Below are 13,164 nucleotides of genomic sequence, written 5' to 3' on the forward strand. Positions count from 1 at the left end.
AGGTTGATGTGCAGTTTGTGATTCAGGAAGAAGATTACGCCAACGCGGTTAAGGCCCTACACCAGTCCCTGGTCGAGATCCACGACCATGGTCGGGCTATCTGTTTGGCCTCCTAAGGGCTGGCAGAACGCGGATCTTTAGAACTCGCCCTTGGTTCGGAGCCGAGGGCGGGCCAGACCTCACTCTATATTTTGTACCTGTTCACGCATCTGCTCGATCAGCACTTTCAATTGGACCGCCGAACGGGTGATGTTTTCTTTGCTTGCCTTCGAGCCCAGGGTATTGGCTTCGCGATTGAATTCCTGCATCAGAAAATCCAACTTGCGGCCGACCGGGCCGGACTGCTTAAGAATAACCTGAGTTTCCTTGCAATGACCGTCGAGCCGATCGAGTTCCTCGGCCACATCGGCCTTTTGGGCCAGCAAGACCACTTCCTGTGCCAAGCGTTCCGGATCGAGCTCGACGCCCAGCCCTTGCACCTTGGTGCGCAAATTGGTTCGCAGGGTCTGCAACCATTCCGGTATTTCCTGACGAATTTCGGCAACCAGGGTAGCGATCTCACTGACGCGCTGCAAAATCGCCTCGGCCAGTACCTGGCCTTCGCGCCGACGACCGTCGAGCAAGTCATCGAGCGCGTCGTCAAAGAGCACCAGCAGGCTCTCTTGCACTTGCTCTACGTCGAGTTCGGCGTCGATTAAGATGCCCGGATATTGCAGCAGCTCGAGCGGATTGAGCGCAGCGCTGTTGGCCACTTGCGCGTCAATCTTGGCCAAGGCCGCCAAGACCGAGCGGAGCCGGTCGGGATCGATATCCAAGCCCTGCTCGCCGCTGTTCAGATAAAACTTCACCGTAATCTCGACCTTGCCGCGCTGAATTTTTTGCTTCAGACGGTCGCGCAGTTTCAGTTCCAAGGAACGCAGGGTGTCATGCAGACGGAAGGTGGGTTCGAGATAGCGTTGATTGACCGATTTGATTTCGACTGACAGGGTGCCAAAGTCGAAGCTCTGTTGTTTGCGTGCAAACGCCGTCATGCTATGGGTCATGGGGTCTCCCCTTGCGGGTGAATCGGACCGGGCCGGCCGGCCCGGTCAGCGTGGGCCTATTGGGCCAATGCTGCCTGCTGCAAACCACACAGCTCGCTGACGCCCTTGGCCGCTAGGGCTAACATGGCGCTGAGTTGCTCGGGCGTGAACGGTTCGCCTTCGGCGGTGCCCTGCACTTCGATAAAGCCGCCCTGAGCGGTCATCACCACGTTCAGATCGGTTTCCGCTGTGCTGTCTTCGGCATAATCCAAATCCAGTACCGGGGTATCTTGCCAGATGCCCACCGAGACCGCGGCGATGGCATGCTTGATCGGGTTCTTCTTCAGGGTGCCGTCGGCCAGCATCTTGTTGATCGCGTCGGATAGGGCGACAAAGGCGCCGGTGATCGAGGCGGTGCGGGTGCCGCCGTCAGCCTGGATCACATCGCAATCGAGCACGATGGTGTTTTCACCAAGCAGATCCATATCCAGCGCAGCGCGCAGCGATCGACCGATAAGCCGGCCGATCTCGACGGTGCGGCCGCTCTGCTTGCCGCGCGCGGCTTCGCGTTGATTTCGAGTACCAGTCGAACGCGGCAGCATGCCGTATTCGGCCGTGACCCAGCCCTTACCCTTACCCTTGATAAAACGCGGCACGCCGCTTTCGACGCTGGCGGTACAGATAACCTTGGTGTTACCAAAGCTGACCAAGACAGAGCCTTCAGCATGGATCGTGAATTGACGCTCGATGGTGATGGCGCGTAATTGATCGGTTTGACGGCCGCTTGGACGCATGGTGACTCCTAACAAGATGGGTGAACAAAGAGCGGGGGATTATATAGGCGTGCCACCTGAATCACCACCAAGCAAAGGGCTAACCGCCGGGAGTCGTCCAAGAACAGGCTCTACCCAGAGCCGGTCGGCTCGGCCGAGCCATGCCAATAGCCTGGTATGGGCCCAGCCGGGTGAATATTTACCGCCCGCCCGGTTGTACCCGAGCCAGTTGTCCCTATCATGTAGGGTACTGTTGATGAATTTAAGGATCACCCGACCATGACGGCGACCAACCCGCTGCTCGAGAATCACGAATTACCACCGTTCGAACTCTTCGAACCGGCCCATATAGCGCCGGCAATGACCGCGTTGATCGACGCGGCCAAGGCCACCATTGCGGCCAAACTGGACCAACCCGGTCCTGCCACCTGGGGCACGGTGATCGAGCCGATTGAGCAGCAGTCGCGCCTGCTCGATAACGCCTGGGCCCTGTTCGGTCATCTCAACAGTGTGCAAGACTCGCCCAGCCTGCGCGCCGCCTATGGCCTGGCACTCAATCAGCTAACCGAGTTTTCGACCTGGTTGGGCCAGCATCCTGGGCTGTTCAAGGCCTATGAGCAGATCCACCAGCAGCCCGAATTCGCCACCCTGGCGCCCGCCGAGCAAGAGGCGGTGCGCCAAGCATTGCTCGACTTTCGACTCAGCGGCATCGACTTGCCGAGTGACCAGCAGCAGCGTTACGCCCAATTGCAGAGCGAGCTGGCCCAGTTGCAGCAGAAATATTCCGAGCAGGTGCTCGATGCCACCCAGAGCTGGACTAAGGCCATCACCGAGGTCAGCGATCTGGCCGGTTTGCCGGCGTCGGCCTTATCCACCCTGGCCCAATATGCCCGCCAAAAGCAGCTCGACGGTTGGTTAATTACCTTGGAGGCCCCGTCATTGATGCCGGTACTCACCTATGCCGATTCCCGTGCGCTGCGCGAAGAGGTTTATCGCGCCAACGTCACCCGGGCTTCTGAGCTGGGGCCGGACGCCGGCAAGTTCGACAACGGTCCGGTGATGACCGAGATTCTTAGCAAACGCCAGGCGCTGGCCGAACTGCTCGGTTATGGCAATTACGCCGAGGTCTCCTTGGCCACCAAGATGGCCGATTCCCCGGCGCAGGTCATCAGTTTCCTCGATGAGATGGCGGCCAAGGCCTATCCTCAAGCCCAGCAAGAATTCGCCGAACTGGCCGATTTTGCTCGCCGCGAGCTCGGCCTAAACGATCTGCAACCCTGGGATCTGGGCTATGCCTCGGAAAAACTGCGCGAGCAACGTTATAGCATCTCACAAGAGGAGTTACGGCCTTACTTCCCGGCACCCAAGGCCCTGGTTGGCCTATTCGAAACCGCCACCCGGCTGTTCGATGTCACCTTCGAGCCGGCCGAGGATTATCAGTCCTATCACCCCGATGTAACCCTGCACAACGTCTATGAAGGCGGTAAGCTGGTCGCACGCTTCTATCTCGATCTCTATGCCCGTGCCGGCAAGCGCGGCGGCGCCTGGATGGACGAGTGCCGGGGTCGGATGCGCGTCAACGACGGCGTGCAACTGCCGGTCGCCTATCTAACTTGCAACTTCACCCCGCCGGTCGATGGCAAGCCCTCCCTATTGACCCATGATGACCTGGTCACCCTGTTTCATGAGTTCGGCCATGGCCTACAGCATATGCTGACTCGGGTCGAGGTTAAGGCCGTCGCCGGCATTAACGGTGTGGCCTGGGATGCCGTGGAACTGCCCAGCCAGTTTATGGAAAATTGGTGTTGGCAGGAGGCCGCTTTGGCCTTTATTTCGGGCCATGTCGATAGCGGTGCCGCCCTACCCAAGGATCTGCTCGAAAAACTGCTGGCGGCAAAAAACTTCCAGAGCGCCATGGCCAAGGTCCGCCAGCTGGAATTCAGCCTGTTCGATATGCATCTGCACATGCACGCGGGTGACTTTTCCAGCTCGGCGATTCAGGCGGTACTCGACCGAGTCCGAGCTGGCATCACGGTGCTCCCGGCGATTCCGGACAATCGCTTCCAAAACGGCTTTGGCCACGTCTTCGGCGGCGGTTATGCCGCTGGCTACTACAGCTATAAGTGGGCCGAAGTGCTCAGCGCCGACGCCTTCAGCCGTTTTGAGGATGAGGGCGTGTTTAACGCCCAGGCTGGGGCTGACTTTCGCGAACTCATTCTCGGCCTCGGCGGCAGTGTGCCGGCGGCCGAGTTATTCGAACGTTTCCGCGGTCGCGCGCCGAGCATCGAGCCACTGTTACGCCACAATGGTATCGCCGTCTAAGCCTCTATCGGTCAGTGCTGCGCAGGCCCGGCGCGAAAATGCGCTGGCCTGTCGCCCGCCGGCCGTTTACAGTCGAGTATGTTTTGTCTATTGAGTCAGCCCAGCATGGCAACGATCCGCGAAGTCTCAGAAGTGGCTCAAGTCTCGAGTGCGACGGTCAGCCGGGTCGTCAACGGCAACAAATGGGTGTCCACCGCAACCCGCGATCGAGTTCTGGCTGCCATGGCCGAGCTGGGCTATCAACCCAACTCCTTTGCCAGGGCCTTGGCGACCAATAGGTCGGAAACGATCGGTATGGTGGTGGGTGATCTGGCGGGATCCTTCTTTGGTGGCATGATGCACTCGGCTGAGCAAGAGGTGCGCAAGGCTGGCAAACATCTGATTATCACCAGCGGCCACGACAGCATAGAGAGCGAACGCGATGCCATCGATTTTCTGCTGCAACGCCGGGTTGATGCCCTGATTCTGCACCTAGACGTTATGTCCGACGAAGACCTTATCGCCCTCAATGCTAGGGTTCAGGTGCCCATTGTGTTGGTAAATCGACGGGTGCCGGAATTGGCTGGGCGCAGTATCTCGCTCGATAACGAACTGGGCGGCTATCTGGCCACCCAGCACCTGCTCGAACTCGGTCATCGCGCCATTGCATGCATCACCGGGCCGCTCTATAAGGCCGATGCCCGGGCCCGACTGGCCGGCTATCGGCGTGCTCTGGAGCAGGCCAATTGCGACTATGACGAACACCTGGTGATTGAATCGAACTTCACGGAAAGTGGTGGCAAGGCCGCGGCTGCTCGTTTGCTCGGTCGACAGATTCCCTTTACCGCCCTATTCGCGCAAAACGACCATCTGGCCATCGGCGCCATGAACCAATTGAAAACACAACAGCTGCGTATTCCCGGGGACATCAGTCTGGTCGGCTATGACGACATGGTGATGGCGCCCTATGTCGAGCCGGCGCTGACCACGGTGGCCATTCCAGTCAACGAATTTGGCCGTCAGTCGGCCCTGCTGGCGTTAAACCTGACCGGCACCCCTGCCGTCCAGATCACCCATCGCTTTAAACCGACGCTGGTACTGCGCGACAGTACGGCTCGTGCCGTAAAAACCCTGTAATCGCTTACAGTACGGCGCAGGCTAGGGTGAGTAAGAACGCCTAAGTAGCCTGCGCCGGCTTTCTCAATATGACCCAACAAACGCCTAATCCCTGGCCCTAAACTGCTTTAATGACCCGCCTGGGTGGAAAATCTATTGACAGGGTTGAGGCATAAAACTAGGCTAGCATGTAAGCGGTTACAGTCCATAATAAGGCCTGCTTTGACAACGTTGCTGGCGTACCGAGCAGCTGAAAAAAACAATGGCCTTATCGGACTGTTCCCTGCACCCAATGCAACGGCTTTGCCCTACGCCCGATCTGCTAAATCGCTGGGCGGGCTCAACTAAACAACAGCAACAGAAAAGGACAGTAGAGTGAACTTTAATATTCCGGCGACCAGTAAATTACGCGATAAAACATTTACCTTTGGTGTGGCCACGGCCTCATTCCAAATAGAAGGCTCGAGCGCGGCCGATGGTCGCTGTGAAAGCATTTGGGATCGGTTCTGTGCGACCCCGGGTAAGGTCTTGCATGGCGACAATGGCGAACCGGCCTGCGATCACTATCGCCGCCTCGAACAAGATCTTGACCTGATCGAGTCGCTCGGCGTCGATGCCTATCGCTTTTCCATTGCCTGGCCACGGATCGAGCCCAGCCCCGGCGTGTGGAACGAAGCCGGTTTCGCCTTCTACGAGCGCTTAGTCGATGGCCTGATTGCCCGCGGTATCAAACCCTTTGCCACGCTTTACCATTGGGATCTGCCGCAATACTTGGAAGACCAGGGTGGCTGGATCAACCGCGAGACCGCCTATAAGTTCGCCGTCTACGCCGATAAGGTTAGCGCCCGTTTAGGCAATAGGGTGGCGTCCTATGCGACCTTTAATGAACCCTGGTGTTCCGCCTTCTTAGGCTATCGCTTTGGTATTCATGCGCCGGGCCTGAAGAGCGATCGATTGGGCTTCCAGGCGGCTCATCATCTGTTACTGGCCCACGGTTTGGCGCTACCGGCGATGCGCGCCAATGCCCCCAAAGCTCAGCACGGAATAGTGCTCAACATGACCCCCTCCTACGCCAACAGCGACAGCCCTGAGGATCAGTGGGCCGCTGAGTTTGCCGATGCCGAAAACACCCACACCTACCTACAGCCGTTGTTGCAAGGCCGCTACCCGACGTTAGTTTTCGCTCAGCATCCGGACTGGGCACCGACCCAATTGGCCGAGGATCTGGCCATTATGGCCGCGCCGATCGACTTTCTCGGCATCAACTATTACACCCGTGGGGTCATCGAAAAAAGCGATAGCGGCGATTACCAGACGGTGCCGCAAGCGGACGCTAAAACGGACATCGGTTGGTCCATCTACCCGGCCGGCCTAACCGACCTGTTGGTCGATTTGAACGGGCGCTATAGCAACCTGCCACCGGTCTTTATCACCGAGAATGGCGCCGCCGACAACACCGAGCTGGTTGCTGGTGCGGTGCACGATACGATGCGCACCGACTACTATAACCAGCATCTCAATGCGGTGCACCAGGCGATCGAGGCGGGCGTTGATATACAGGGCTATTTTGCCTGGAGCCTAATGGACAACTTTGAATGGGCATACGGCTATAGCCAGCGCTTCGGTATCGTGCATGTCGATTACCAAACCCAGGTGCGCACCATCAAAACATCTGGCAAAAGCTGGCAACAATTTCTCGCCGACCGCTAACGCCTAGTCGCCCTGGGTCTGGCTGGGCAGGCTCAGATGAATCTGCAAACCACCCAGGTCTGACCGACGCATCGACAGTTGCCCACCGTAGCTGTCCACGACTGCCCAACAGATATGCAATCCGAGGCCGTGATGTTCGCCCCCGGACTCATCGCGGCTGACCCCGCGTTGACTTAACTGCTCATAGTCTGCGGCCGACAGGCCCGGGCCGTCGTCCTCCACGCTGCATTCCCAACCCTGTCCGTCGGCCCGCGGCGCAATCGACACGGCGACCAGCGTGGCCGCGAAACGCCAGGCGTTGTCGAGCAGATTGCCCAGTAACTCGAGCATATCATCGCGTTCGAAGGGCATCAGGCCGGGCGGTAAATTCAACTGCAATTCGATACCATTGGGGTTTTGCCGCGCCAGCAATTGGCCAATAACCGGCAGATCGGCGCGCGGATTAAAGCGTTGGCCCGGGCTTGGGTTACCGGCAATGGCGGCGCGCCGTAATTCACGCGTCACCAGGCCCTGCAACTGCTCATATACCGCGAGCAGGTCCGTGCTCGCGTCGGGATGCTGTTGCGCCAGCCAACGCAGTTGCTGCAAGGGTCGTTTCAGTTCGTGCGCCAGATTGCCGACCGCCGTGCGGCTACGTTTGAGCTGTTTGACCGATTGCTGCAGGGCATGTTCGATTTCCGTTACCAATCCCGCGATTTCCAATGGGATGGCCGACGGGAAAACCAACTCAGCACCGCCCTGCATGGCCTTAAGCGATTGTTGAACATCGTTAAAGACGCTCATCTCACGGGTAATAATGAATTTTTGCAGCAGTAACAGGAGCGCTATGGCCACCGCAAGCAGGGCCAATAGACTCAGTTCGAACCGACGCTGCGCGGCGCCTAGGGGGGTGATGTCTTCGGTGATCCAAATCCGCAGCGCTTGCTGCTCCTTTTCGACCCGAAGCTCCAGCGAGAGCCATTCTTGATCTTTCGGGCCATCCCAATGCGCCAGAGTTGGCGCTGGCCTAGCCCGCCTGTCAGTCTGGTTGCGAAAGGGTGCTATATCGATATCCCAGAGCGAGCGTGAGCGAATCACCTGGTTCGGCGTGGTGATGGCAAAATAGTGCCCGGAGTAGGCGCGCTGGTATAGCTCGGATACCCGCGTCGGATCCAGCTGCAGCTGTTGGTTAGAGTCAAGCACTAAGGCCGCCAGCAAGCCTTCGGCATCATGCAACAGGCGGGCGGCGACAAACTCCTTGGTCAGCTGTTGCAGACCCAGATGCACCAGACTCAAGACCATCAACAACACCACGAGCAGACCCCAGAATAGATGCCGGCGCAGGCTGCGTTCTAGCGATAGGGCCGGTTTAGTCGTCACAAGGCTGGCCCGCCATCAACTGGTGCTGGCTGCGCGGCAGTAAAGCTATAGCCCTGGCCTCTTTTGGTCGCAATGGCCGTCTTGCCGAGCAATTGACGCAGCCGGTTGACATAGACTTCGATCACATTGCTGTCGCGCAACATATCCTCTTCATAGACATGCTCGCTGAGCAGCGTCTTGGACAGGATCACACCCGGGTTCATCATAAAATAACGCAGCAGGCGAAACTCGATACCGGTCAGGGCATGACATTGCCCAGCGCCATCGGTCACGGTCTGCTGATCATTACTCAGGCGCAATGGGCCGACCTGGAGGTCACTGTGGGTGATGCCATGGCGGCGGCGGATCAGCGCAGCAATACGGGCCAATAGCTCCTCTATATGAAATGGCTTACCCATATAGTCGTCCGCACCCGCCTTGAGGCCATCGACCCGTTCATGCCAGGCGTCGCGCCCGGTGAGGATCAAGACCGGCGTACTCACGCCCGCGGCGCGCCAATTGTTCAGCAGGGTCAGTCCACTTTTGCCGGGCAGCCCTAGGTCGAGCACGATCAAATCCAAGTGCCGATCGGTCCCGGCGAACTCGCCATCGATACCATCGCGGGCAATCTCTACCGCATAACCCTGTTGTTGCAGTTCGGGTTTGAGCAGGTCAATAATCTGTGGGTCGTCTTCGACCAGTAATAACCGCATCGATCAGTCCTCGATTTCAAAGCCTAAGCTGAGCCCGGTTCGGGCATCAAAGAGATATTCACGCACCACGCCGGCGTCGTCGAGCAGTTCCAGTTCATAGACCCAACGGCCGTCTTCGCGTTCCAGTTCGATGTCGAGCCACTCCTGCTCGGCCAGCTCTGGGTGCAAAGTGACCAGCTCGATTACCGCCAGCACGTCACCGCGCGCGACCAGCTCCAGAACTTGGTCCGAGCCCAAACGGGAGTCGGCCTGCGCCAGACTCATGGCCAACAAAAAGATCATGCCTATCGGCCAAGCTCGGCATTGGGCGCCTATTGTCATCGGAAACACCTCGCGCGATTGAACAAATCAGTAAGCATAGATCGCCACCCTAGGTTCAAGGGACACGACGTTGTTTTTTACCATTAAGCATCGCCCGAATGAGATTTTCACCGTGCAGATAGCTGCTGAGCAGCACGGCGGCGACATGCACACCAATGGCGAGGATCAGAAGGCTGGCCATAATCTCATGCAAATCCTTAATCGGTAAAAACTCCCATGCCATTAGGGTGCTTTCGACGAGCGGGCCGTTGCCGTCAAAGCCGGCCAAGAGCATGCCGGTAAAGGCCATAAAGGCCAAGCCCAAGAGCAGACAGATGATCATCAGACCACCGGCCGGATTGTGGCCGAGATAGTGTTTCGGGTTGCCGGCCTTAAGTGCTAGCAAATAGCCTTTGATGGCTGCTGGGCGCGTCACAAAATCACTGAAGCGGGCGTGGCGACTGCCAACAAAACCCCAAACAGTGCGCACTCCGATCAATACGACGATGGCATAACCGCTCCATTCGTGCAGCCAGTCTAACTCGCCACCGGTCAGGTAAGATAGGCCAAAAAACACCACCAGCGACCAGTGAAACACACGGACCAATAGATCCCAGACGAGAACCTCTGTTTCGGGTAGAACTGTCATAGCGCAACGCCTCTATGCTGAACTAAATTAGCATACTGGGTTAAAGCTAAATTGAAGCTTAAAATAGGCGGTTAGATCCAACATAACCCGGTCTATTTTTGTTAACGCTTGAGGTTGCTATGCCCCATTTAGAACAACACAAATCGCATCGTATTGGCTGGCTACGGGCTGCCGTGCTCGGCGCCCTTTCGGCCCGGGCAGGTGGCGCAGCCATGGCCAAGGGTGCTCTGCGCGTGGGTTTTTGGGGCGCACTGGCCATGCTGGTCACCGCGCAGATTGGTCAGTTTTTCGGGGTGGCCGCCTGATCGGCCGCACTTTTCGGGTCCACGACACCCGTTCGGACCGGAGCACAAGACTCCACCTCTCGAGTGAAGGGTCACTTTCCGCTACACTTGGGTTATCGACTGAGAAAATATTGCTCTGTGCCTTCGGTTGGAATAATTGAGATCTAATGCGATGCCCTTGCTTGTGCTCTTGGCTTGTTACTTATTTGCGGCCCATGCCGTTGCCGCGGCTCCGGCCAGCGGTGAGCGCTGGCAGCAAATTCAACAACCTCAATTCAACTTGATTTTTCAGGCAAAGATCGTCGCCGAGGCAGAGCGGGTCGCCGATGCACTCAATCAATATCTAGCCAATCATCTCAGCGAAATGCCCCTCGATCGACCGATACGGCCTTTCTCCTTAGTACTCCACGCCAACGCCCACAGCTCGAATGGGTATGTTGGCCTGAGACCCTATCGGTCCAATTGGTATAACAAGCCGGCGGCCTTCTCCGGCCTGGAGTGGTACGACACCCTAGCGGTGCACGAAGGCCGCCATCTGATCCAATTTAATCAACTCAATGACCTACCCCTGGCTCGGGCCGCACGCGTTATCACCGGGGATACCGGCTTGGCGGCCTTTGCCGTGGTTGCCTTGCCCAATTGGTTTCTGGAAGGGGATGCGGTGGTCGCCGAAACGACTCAAACCCAGGCCGGTCGCGGTCGCAGGGCGGCCTTCGATCTGTGGTTTCGGACCGATGCGTTGAGTCACGCCCCCTATTCCTATGAACGGGCTATGTTAGGCACCGGTTTCGATCGGGTGCCCTACCTCAGCCCCTATCTGCTCGGCTACTATTTCACCGCCTATCTGCGCACCGAATACGGTTCCGATCTATTCGACCGCGCCATTGGCCACCTGGGTCGCTGGCCCGGCTTTACCTTTAATGGCGCGATCGAACTAGAGACCGGTGAAGGGCTCGCCTACCATTATCAGGCGATGATGACCCAGTTACGGCGCCAATGGCAGCAGCAGCTGGATGCGCTGAGCCTGACACCGGTCACCGTTCTGTCGACCTCCCCAGGAGACCATTGGCAAAGCCTCTATCCGCTGGCGCTGGCAGACGATGGCGTGCTGGCGGCGCAGGTTGATGCCGCCGAGGGTAACTTCTTGGTTAAGATTCAGGCCCAACAGGTCACTCGACTCACCGCCATCCCGAACGATGTCGCACGCAGCTTCAGCTCCGAGTCCAAAACCCGAGTTATTAGCAGCACGCCACAACGCAGCTGCTGGATTGCCGAGATACCCGATCGCCGCAAGCCGCTGATGGCGACCGGCGAACTGGTCTGCTGGCAGCACGATACCGGTCTAGTACAGCTCACACAGGGTGAAAAACTGACCGCCGTGGCCCAATCGGCCGAGGGCTTTGTGGCCCATCGCTTCACCAGCGCACGCACCAGCGAGCTGGTGTTGCTCGGGCCGACCGGCCAGCAACTGAATAGCATCAGGCTGGCGGCACACAGCTTGGCGCACGATATCAAACCCACCGCAGACGGCTGGATCTTCGTGCTAACCGGCAGCGACCGGAATGGCATCTACCAGGTCGCGGCCGACCTAAGCGGTTTGGTGCGCCTGAAGGGGCTCGATCAAGAGACTGTGCGCTCACCCCTGTTAACCAAAAACTGGCTGGTCTACCAATCGGATCGGACCGGCATCGACCAACTGATGGCGCGATCGCGCAGCACTGGCAAGGAGTATCAGATTAGCAGTCGACCCTTTGGCAGCTATTACCCGCTCTGGGACCCGCGCCAGCAACGCCTGGTGTTTGCCGATTACAGGGCCCAGGGTCAGCAGGTGGTCAGCGTACCCTTCTTCGATAGCGCAGCGCCCCAGACGGATTGGCAGGCGGCCGAAACCCTGCCCAGGGCGGCCCTCTATGCCCAAGCCCTGATCCGGCCCCCAGTCTTGGTGCCCGAGCGCACGCAGGCCCTGGAGCGGAGCGATTATCCGGTCATGGCGCAACTGTGGAATCCGCACAGCTGGTGGATCAATCTGGAGAACGACCTGCTCATGGGCACGATCCATTCCGATGACGCACTCGGCAAGCTGAGTCTGACTGCCAGCGCCGGCTATTACCTGGCGGCGGACGATTGGCTGGCGCGGCTCGACGCCCAGTATCGCACCGCTCCGGGGCCGACGCTCGGCGTGCTGCTCGACCGGCAGCTGTTGGCGAATCTGCTGCCCAGCCAGAGCGCTGCGGTCGGCGTCAGTCAGGTCTTTACGGACCGCCGAGGCGCTTATCGCGCGCAGTGGACCCCGTCGCTGGCGCTGCAATTATCTCAGGTACAGGGTTCGACATCGACATCGACTCTGTTAGGCCAAGTCCGCTTTAGCCTAGCGCATGACCGCCCACCGCAAGCTCTAACGACAGCCTTAGCGCTGGACCAACGAACGGCGGCACGGTCGAATCTAGCGGGCACGCAATTCGATGGGGTCAGTCAAACCGGCCTCACCGTTCCAGGCCTGTCCCGTCGTCACGCCGTCGATTTGGGCGTCGATGCACAAGCCTTACAGAGCAACGCCCCACTGTTACTCGACAGTCGCTTGTTCGGTCCGGCCGATGCGCTCGGCTTAACGTTGCGCAGTGGTATCAATTATCGCCTCAACCTGGGCGCCGTCGGCCAAACCCTGACGTCTTTGGCCTATTGGCGCAATACCCAAGTGGCGCTGAATGGGCGGGCGCAGTATGCCGACGACCAGTGGAAAAGCGCCCTGGGCATCACATTGCAACCGAGTCTGAATCTGCTGCGCAACAGCAATCTCCTGCTCAGCCCCAGCTTGGCACTCTATCGCCTGCAGGATGACAGCCTGCAGCTGAATATCAGCATCAATCTCGGCGGGTTTTAGAGCCGAACACCCAGATCTACCAGTGCAGCCCAAGATCAAAATCGGACCCTTGAATCGGCTAGGTTGCGTTTGGGCAT

Annotated in this window: 11 protein-coding genes; 5 read left to right on the forward strand and 6 right to left on the reverse strand. The window is 58.5% G+C overall.

Translation table 11 applies throughout. From position 1 onward, the window contains the following. Window positions 1–179: 179 nt before the first annotated feature. Complete coding sequence (locus AC4FIC_RS04925) at window positions 180–1,043, reverse strand: YicC/YloC family endoribonuclease (protein WP_100258552.1); 864 nt, start codon at window positions 1,041–1,043, stop codon at window positions 180–182. A 56-nt stretch (window positions 1,044–1,099) separates the two neighbouring features. Continuing rightward, a complete protein-coding gene (gene rph, locus AC4FIC_RS04930) occupies window positions 1,100–1,816 on the reverse strand; it encodes a ribonuclease PH (RefSeq protein ID WP_273285126.1) in 717 nt (238 codons plus the stop codon). A 258-nt stretch (window positions 1,817–2,074) separates the two neighbouring features. Here rph and AC4FIC_RS04935 point away from each other — a divergent pair, with 258 nt between their 5' ends. The 3 genes from AC4FIC_RS04935 to AC4FIC_RS04945 all read left to right on the forward strand — a co-directional run bounded on the left by AC4FIC_RS04935 (window position 2,075) and on the right by AC4FIC_RS04945 (window position 6,922). Beyond that, entirely contained in the window at window positions 2,075–4,117 is a 2,043-nt protein-coding gene (locus tag AC4FIC_RS04935; RefSeq protein ID WP_273285128.1) for a M3 family metallopeptidase, read from the forward strand. Window positions 4,118–4,222: 105 nt separating this feature from the next. After that, the gene (locus AC4FIC_RS04940; protein WP_476194829.1) at window positions 4,223–5,233 is read left to right on the forward strand and encodes a LacI family DNA-binding transcriptional regulator; all 1,011 of its coding nucleotides are present in this window, start codon (window positions 4,223–4,225) and stop codon (window positions 5,231–5,233) included. Between the two features lie 354 nt (window positions 5,234–5,587). Further along, complete coding sequence (locus AC4FIC_RS04945; protein ID WP_476194827.1) at window positions 5,588–6,922, forward strand: GH1 family beta-glucosidase; 1,335 nt, start codon at window positions 5,588–5,590, stop codon at window positions 6,920–6,922. A 3-nt stretch (window positions 6,923–6,925) separates the two neighbouring features. On the opposite strand, the gene AC4FIC_RS04950 is transcribed toward AC4FIC_RS04945, so the two are convergent. Genes AC4FIC_RS04950 through AC4FIC_RS04965 form a run of 4 tightly spaced genes read right to left on the reverse strand, consistent with a single transcriptional unit; the run spans window position 6,926 to window position 9,922 of the window. Beyond that, window positions 6,926–8,281: a sensor histidine kinase gene (locus AC4FIC_RS04950; RefSeq protein WP_476194255.1), complete on the reverse strand. Its 1,356-nt coding sequence runs from the start codon at window positions 8,279–8,281 to the stop codon at window positions 6,926–6,928. After that, a complete protein-coding gene (locus AC4FIC_RS04955; protein WP_273285136.1) occupies window positions 8,278–8,973 on the reverse strand; it encodes a response regulator transcription factor in 696 nt (231 codons plus the stop codon). The genes AC4FIC_RS04950 and AC4FIC_RS04955 overlap by 4 nt, the downstream gene beginning before the upstream one ends. Window positions 8,974–8,976: 3 nt before the next feature. Further along, window positions 8,977–9,294: a PepSY domain-containing protein gene (locus AC4FIC_RS04960; RefSeq protein ID WP_273285138.1), complete on the reverse strand. Its 318-nt coding sequence runs from the start codon at window positions 9,292–9,294 to the stop codon at window positions 8,977–8,979. A 55-nt stretch (window positions 9,295–9,349) separates the two neighbouring features. Next, window positions 9,350–9,922 (reverse strand): cytochrome b/b6 domain-containing protein, encoded by a 573-nt coding sequence (locus AC4FIC_RS04965; protein ID WP_100258560.1) that lies wholly within the window; start codon window positions 9,920–9,922, stop codon window positions 9,350–9,352. Window positions 9,923–10,041: 119 nt separating this feature from the next. Here AC4FIC_RS04965 and AC4FIC_RS04970 point away from each other — a divergent pair, with 119 nt between their 5' ends. Both AC4FIC_RS04970 and AC4FIC_RS04975 read left to right on the forward strand, forming a co-directional pair. After that, window positions 10,042–10,227, forward strand: coding sequence for a hypothetical protein (locus AC4FIC_RS04970; RefSeq protein WP_100258561.1), 186 nt, complete (start codon window positions 10,042–10,044; stop codon window positions 10,225–10,227). A 151-nt stretch (window positions 10,228–10,378) separates the two neighbouring features. After that, entirely contained in the window at window positions 10,379–13,087 is a 2,709-nt protein-coding gene (locus AC4FIC_RS04975) for a TolB family protein (protein ID WP_490359380.1), read from the forward strand. Window positions 13,088–13,164: the final 77 nt, after the last annotated feature.

The sequence above is a fragment of the Reinekea sp. genome (assembly GCF_982785585.1).

Excerpts from the sequence above, each read along its gene's own strand:
- AC4FIC_RS04940 (WP_476194829.1), top strand. The coding sequence starts at position 4,223 with ATGGCAACGATCCGCGAAGTCTCAGAAGTGGCTCAAGTCTCGAGTGCG.
- AC4FIC_RS04935 (WP_273285128.1), top strand. The coding sequence starts at position 2,075 with ATGACGGCGACCAACCCGCTGCTCGAGAATCACGAATTACCACCGTTC.
- rph (WP_273285126.1), bottom strand. The coding sequence starts at position 1,816 with ATGCGTCCAAGCGGCCGTCAAACCGATCAATTACGCGCCATCACCATC.
- AC4FIC_RS04960 (WP_273285138.1), bottom strand. The coding sequence starts at position 9,294 with ATGACAATAGGCGCCCAATGCCGAGCTTGGCCGATAGGCATGATCTTT.
- AC4FIC_RS04970 (WP_100258561.1), top strand. The coding sequence starts at position 10,042 with ATGCCCCATTTAGAACAACACAAATCGCATCGTATTGGCTGGCTACGG.
- AC4FIC_RS04925 (WP_100258552.1), bottom strand. The coding sequence starts at position 1,043 with ATGACCCATAGCATGACGGCGTTTGCACGCAAACAACAGAGCTTCGAC.
- AC4FIC_RS04965 (WP_100258560.1), bottom strand. The coding sequence starts at position 9,922 with ATGACAGTTCTACCCGAAACAGAGGTTCTCGTCTGGGATCTATTGGTC.
- AC4FIC_RS04955 (WP_273285136.1), bottom strand. The coding sequence starts at position 8,973 with ATGCGGTTATTACTGGTCGAAGACGACCCACAGATTATTGACCTGCTC.
- AC4FIC_RS04975 (WP_490359380.1), top strand. The coding sequence starts at position 10,379 with ATGCCCTTGCTTGTGCTCTTGGCTTGTTACTTATTTGCGGCCCATGCC.